Annotated in this window: 6 protein-coding genes; all 6 read left to right on the top strand. The window is 52.0% G+C overall.

Features of this window, described 5'->3' with window-relative positions; translation table 11 throughout:
* Positions 1-67: 67 nt before the first annotated feature.
* Positions 68-325, top strand: a complete 258-nt coding sequence (locus C9J49_RS17460; protein WP_375700497.1) for an abortive infection family protein — start codon at positions 68-70, stop codon at positions 323-325.
* A 101-nt stretch (positions 326-426) separates the two neighbouring features.
* The gene (locus C9J49_RS16855; protein ID WP_107182556.1) at positions 427-984 is read left to right on the top strand and encodes a hypothetical protein; all 558 of its coding nucleotides are present in this window, start codon (positions 427-429) and stop codon (positions 982-984) included.
* 111 nt (positions 985-1,095) lie between these two features.
* Entirely contained in the window at positions 1,096-1,770 is a 675-nt protein-coding gene (locus C9J49_RS17095; RefSeq protein ID WP_146613025.1) for a hypothetical protein, read from the top strand.
* Between the two features lie 104 nt (positions 1,771-1,874).
* Entirely contained in the window at positions 1,875-2,477 is a 603-nt protein-coding gene (locus C9J49_RS16860) for a DUF4145 domain-containing protein (protein WP_107182557.1), read from the top strand.
* Positions 2,478-2,584: 107 nt separating this feature from the next.
* Positions 2,585-3,523 (top strand): HEPN domain-containing protein, encoded by a 939-nt coding sequence (locus tag C9J49_RS17100; protein ID WP_146613026.1) that lies wholly within the window; start codon positions 2,585-2,587, stop codon positions 3,521-3,523.
* 210 nt (positions 3,524-3,733) lie between these two features.
* Positions 3,734-5,944: an OsmC domain/YcaO domain-containing protein gene (locus tag C9J49_RS16865; protein ID WP_107182558.1), complete on the top strand. Its 2,211-nt coding sequence runs from the start codon at positions 3,734-3,736 to the stop codon at positions 5,942-5,944.
* The last annotated feature ends 157 nt before the right edge of the window (positions 5,945-6,101 follow it).

A 6,101-nucleotide genomic window follows, 5' to 3' on the forward strand; every position in this document is an offset into this window, starting at 1 on the left:
GCATGGAGCACATTAGCAAATCCGACTTTTCGGACAAAACCTAGCCATGCCAAATAAACTTAATGTAATGCCACTATGGTGCGTCGTTCAGCCTCACCTTGAACTGAATGCCGACGCCACTCTGGCAGCTGATCAGCACAAAGTGCTTAAAGGTATTTCTTCAATCATTGACGGGGTGGGTGCCTTTAGGTCTCACATTGGCTCTGCTCATGGTCGTGGGTCTAACCCACCAGGTATTGTGGTTGCAGAGGCACGGCTTGTTGTAAATGCCGCACACACTTTGGCGGTATTCATTATGGAGGTTCTACATGCCAAAAAAGCCTAACAAACGCAGGCACGGCGACGGCTTTTTCGTTGCGGCTGTGCCTCCACTTCAAAGCCGCGCGTGCTGCGGGAGTTAAATTGCACTAGAAATATCGAGGTTAAATGGACGTTCTTACATTCATTTCGGAACTAATCAAGGCTGTGGTCTGGCCAGCTACGGCTATTGCCCTCGTTGTTTTGCTCCGAAAACCAATCGTCGAACTGATACCTTTGCTACGCAAGTTGAAATATAAGGAGCTTGAGCTTGAATTTGCTCAAGAGGTGTCTGAACTAAAAGCTGAAGTTGAGGCAATAGCAAAGGAAAAGGGTGAAGAGGCCCCATCTATCGCTTCTACGTCCTCTAACCTTTTAAATCTAGTTACCTTTTCAACTCGCGCCGCAATCATGGAGGCTTGGCTAGAAGTCGAGTCTGCAAGTGTAGCTGTAGCGAGTTCATTCTGGGGGCAATCTTCAAATGCAACCTTCAGAAATATGCCAAGACTTGGAGAATACCTGCTCCAGTGTAAAGTAATTGATGAAAAGCAGCTCTCTGTTTTCAATAAGTTGCGGCAGCTTAGAAATAAAGCGGCACATGCACAGGAGTTGGATCTTAGTGAAAACGACGCGAGGTCTTATGTTCAGCTTGCTTCTGATCTCGCAAAACACATTAGAGAGTCATAGTGCTGGTGCAATTTAACAAGCCGCTCAAATACGTTCCGGCCACAAAAAGCGTGGCCTTCACCGGACTCGCTGACGCTCGCCGTTTAGCGGGGCGTTAACTTTAGGTACATCATGGCATTTATAGATAACTATAAAGACATTGAGTGGAGTAGCTCGAGCCCTATTAGGTTAGAGTATGAAGCTAAAATCACACCTCGAATCTATCTTGAATATGCCATTGAAGATTTATCGCTGGGTAAGGAGCATAGAACTCTAATCAATGCCATTTCTAACGCTAAAAGAGCATTGCACCTTCAAGCTGAAACCATCTCAAATGCTTTCGGCATAAAATCTACTTATCCTAAAGGTATAATTCCGTTCCCAAAAATAATCGGCTTTCTTAAAGATTGTGGAATCGTCGGGGACAGGATATTAAGAAAGCTTAATAAAATAAGAAATTCAGTAGAGCATGATTACTATTTGCCTAGCGAAAACGAGGTTGATAATTTTATTGATATAGTTGAGCTCTTCATTGCAGCAACTGACCGTTTAGTGATGTGCTTCCCATCTAATGCGGAAATCGAATATTCAGAAAAACTGGAAGGCTCACCGGAAATACAAGATGTTAGCCTTGATGCAAATACTGGGAAAATATATCTATTTGTTCACCCCGGAAAAGAAGTAGCTAAATCTGAACTTGATGAAATGGATATCTATGAGTGGAAAAAGAAGTATTCGATTGTTTATAGTTCAAAAGACCCTGAGTTTTTTGGCTGGGTAAATTGGTTGGTTCATGCGCATATATAGCAAGTTAACAAGGCCAGGCACATTCGCCCCTCTGGGGCTGGACCTCCGCACTGCGTGCTCCGGCCTGTGCTGGCAGCGTTAGCCGTATAAATTAAGGAAGGATTATGCCAACACTATCGCAAAACTTAATAATCAGTCGATGCCCGCATTGTTCCGTGGCAAATCCTAATCTATTTAAGCAACATCATTTCGACTCTAAGGATCATGCTGGTGGAAACAAAAGAGTTTGGGCAGTCTATGTTTGTGGTGGTTGTGGAGGCGTTGTAACAGCTTCGGCTCCAAACCATAATGTTGAAATACTCCAATACTTTCCAAGCTCAAAATCAATAAAAGAAGATGTTCCAGAAAGACCAAGAGCATTTCTTCAGCAGGCTCTTGAGAGCCTGCATGCACCTTCAGGTGCAGTAATGCTCGCAGCTAGCGCAGTCGACGCTATGCTGAAGCTCAAAGATTATACGGAAGGCAGTTTGTATGCCCGTATTGAACAAGCAGTTCAAGATCACTTAATAACTCAAGACATGGCAACTTGGGCGCATGAGGTGAGACTTGATGCAAATGATCAAAGGCACGCTGATCAAGCAGCGAATATGCCAACATCTCAAGATGCTGAACGGGTTATTGATTTTACAATTGCATTAGCTGAAATACTTTTTGTATTACCAAGCCGAGTACAACGAGGTATAAATCAGGCGCATCAAAACGGCTAACAATGCGCTTGTGTGGGACGCTCCTTACGTCGCGCCCCACAGCTTAAATGTTAAGCGGCTTCGCATTTTCCCGAGCTGAACCATAAAGAAATTTACCGAGGTTAACGATGGGTCATAACGACCACCTTGAAGATTACTATCCGGAATTGCCAGAAGAGGCGGGCGTTAATACAAGGTCAGGCTTCGAACCTAATAATGAATGGCTTTCATCAGCACCGCCTGACCTGCGTCATGAAGCAATGCGGCAATGGTTCCTGAGTCGTTTTTGGGACCCAGCGAATGATACACCCTACAATGGTCGCGAAGGAGGATACCTCTATATTCATGGCGGTCCTTACGAAGCAGAGGATGAGTTGTATGGCAGGTTCGGGGATTTATTTGATGATGAGATAGTGCGCGCTGTAATTGATGATGTGGAGTCCGATGGGGTATATGAATGGGCTCCAATACATACTGAGCCCGATTACGATAAATACTTTTCTTTTGAAGTTGAATCGGAAGACTCGCCTTACCAACAATTTCTTCAACGTTTATCAGAAATTGATTCATTAAACGCAGCGGCTCTAGATTCTGAGCATAAACTACTTCTACGCCAACTGCTCTATTCACATCTGATTGCTGCTTTAGAGACATACTTGTCAGACACTATGTCATATTGGGTTAAAACCGATGAGGATGTTTTTAAAAGATTCGTTTCAAACTGCTCCGAGTTTAAGAAAGAAAAATTATCGCTATCAACTATATTTAACCGTGTTGAGGCGCTAAGAGATCAGGTTGAGCAATACATAAAAAAAACTGTCTGGCATCGTCTTGACAGGGTTATGCCGCTTTTTTCGAGTTCGCTGGATATCGAAAGGCCAGAAATTGAACAGCTAATGGATTACATTGTAATTCGTCATGACATAGTCCACAGGGGCGGAAGAACAAAGGAAGGTAGTCATGTGAAAATTACACCAGATAAGCTATCTGAGCTACGTCACTGTGTTGCAACCTTTGTTGAGAAAATTGAAGGAGAAGTCACATCGAGAGGTAATCTTGAACTTTAGTCTTTGTCAAGAGCCGCTCAACAAGGCGTTACAAATTTCCTCATTACCATGACACCTCGCCCCGCCAAGCCATAGGAGCCCAGCAGCCATCCCTTGGCCCCGCCCGCCGGCGCTTTTTTGACCAGCCGCCCAAGACGAAGCCCCTCAAAAGCTGGATAATGGCCGGCTACGCGCTACGGTCGCCCCATACACGAATCCGGTGCTTTGTCAATGGAAATCAAGGTCAACTATCTCGACAACCTCCGGCTGGAGGCCAAGTTCGACGATTTCACCGTCATCTCCGACCAGCCGATCCGCTACAAGGGCGACGGCTCGGCCCCCGGTCCCTTCGACTACTTTCTGGCGTCGTCGGCCATGTGCGCGGCCTATTTCGTCAAGGTCTACTGCAACGCGCGTGATATTCCCACCGAGAATATCCGTCTGTCGCAGAACAACATCGTCGACCCGGAGAACCGCTACAAGCAGATCTTCAAGATCCAGGTCGAGCTGCCGGAGGACCTCTCCGAGAAGGACCGCCAGGGCATCCTGCGCTCCATCGAGCGCTGCACGGTCAAGAAGGTGGTGCAGACCGGCCCCGAGTTCCAGATCGAGACGGTCGAGAACCTGGACGAGGACACCCAGGCCCTGCTGATGGCCAAGCCGGAGGAGGGCGAGAGCACCTGGATCGAGGGCAAGGACCTGCCGCTGGAGCAGACCATCGCCAACATGACGGCGATCTTCGAGCGCCTCGGTATGAAGGTCGAGATCGCCTCCTGGCGCAACATCGTGCCTCACGTGTGGTCGCTGCACATTCGCGATGCCCACTCCAACATGTGCTTCACCAACGGCAAGGGGGCCACCAAGGAGAGTGCGCTGGCCTCGGCGCTGGGCGAGTTCATCGAGCGCCTGAGCTGCAACTTCTTCTACAACGACCAGTTCTTCGGCCTGGACCTCGCCAACCACGACTTCGTCCACTATCCGGACGAGCAGTGGTTCCAGCCGGGCCCGAACGACTCGCTGCCGGACGGCATCCTCGATGATCATTGCCGGGCGATCTACGACCCGGACGGCGAGCTGGCCGGCTCCAACCTGATCGACACCAACTCCGGCAACGCCGAGCGCGGCATCGTCTCGCTGCCCTACGTTCGCCAGTCGGACGGCGAGACGGTCTACTTCCCGTCGAATCTGGTCGAGAACCTGTTCCTCAGCAACGGCATGAGCGCCGGCAACACCCTGCCGGAGGCCCAGGTGCAGTGCCTGTCGGAGATCTTCGAGCGGGCGGTGAAGCGCCAGATCATCGAGGAGGAGATCACGCTGCCCGACGTGCCGCTGGAGGTGATGCAGAAGTACCCGCACATCCTCGAGGGCGTCGAGGCGCTGGAGGCCCAGGGCTTCCCGGTGCTGGTCAAGGACGCCTCCCTAGGCGGCCAGTTCCCGGTGATGTGCGTGACCCTGATGAACCCGAAGACCGGCGGCGTGTTCGCCTCCTTCGGCGCGCATCCGAGCTTCGAGGTGGCGCTGGAGCGCAGCCTGACCGAGCTGATGCAGGGCCGCAGCTTCGAGGGCCTGAACGACTTCATGCCGCCCACCTTCAACTCGCTGGCGGTCTCCGAGCCCAACAACTTCGTCGAGCACTTCATCGACTCCTCGGGCGTGGTGTCCTGGCGCTTCTTCAGCTCCAAGGCCGACGTCGCGTTCGTCGAGTGGGACTTCTCCGGCAGCGGCTCCAACAGTACGGAAGAGGAGGCCGCGGGCCTGTTCGGCATCCTCGAGGAGCTCGAGCTGGAGGCCTACCAGGCCGTGCACGAGGACCTGGGCGCGCCGGTGTGCCGGATCCTGGTGCCGGGCTACTCCGAGGTCTATCCGGTCGAGGACCTGATCTGGGACAACACCAACAAGTCGCTGCTGTTCCGCGAGGACATCCTGCACCTGCACGACCTCGACGACGAGCAGCTGAGCGACCTGCTGGAGCGCCTGGAAGAGACCCAGATCGACGACCACGAGACCATCACCACCCTGATCGGCATCGAGTTCGACGAGAACACCGTCTGGGGCCAGCTGACCATCCTCGAACTCAAGCTGATGGCCAACCTGGCGCTGGGCCAGTTCGAGGACGCGCTGGATCGGGTGCAGATGTTCCTGCAGTTCAACGACAACACCGTCGAGCGCGGGCTGTTCTATCAGGCCGTGAATGCGGTGCTGGAGATCGCCCTGGACGACGAGCTGGAGCTCGACGACTTCCTCTACAACTTCCGCCGCATGTTCGGCGAGGAGACCATGGAGACCGTGGTGGGGGCGGTGAACGGCACGGTCCGCTTCCCGGGCCTGGAACCGGTCGGCATGCAGCTCAAGGGCCTGGAGCGTCACCAGCGCCTGATCGAGAGCTACAAGAAACTGCACGCGCATCGCGCCGCCCTGGCCGCCGAGAAGGCCAGCGCCTGAGTCGTCGGCCACGTCAGCATGCCTAGAGCGTGTTGAAGTGGCGCATGGTTACAGCAAAGCCCCGAGCCGGGAGACCGGCTCGGGGCTTTTCGTTGGGGCTACAGGGCGACCGACCTAGGTTCTGTCTGAAAAGTCGGCACGTAAACAACGGTCTATG

Source organism: Halomonas sp. SL1 (assembly GCF_003030865.2).
GTDB lineage: Bacteria > Pseudomonadota > Gammaproteobacteria > Pseudomonadales > Halomonadaceae > Halomonas > Halomonas halophila.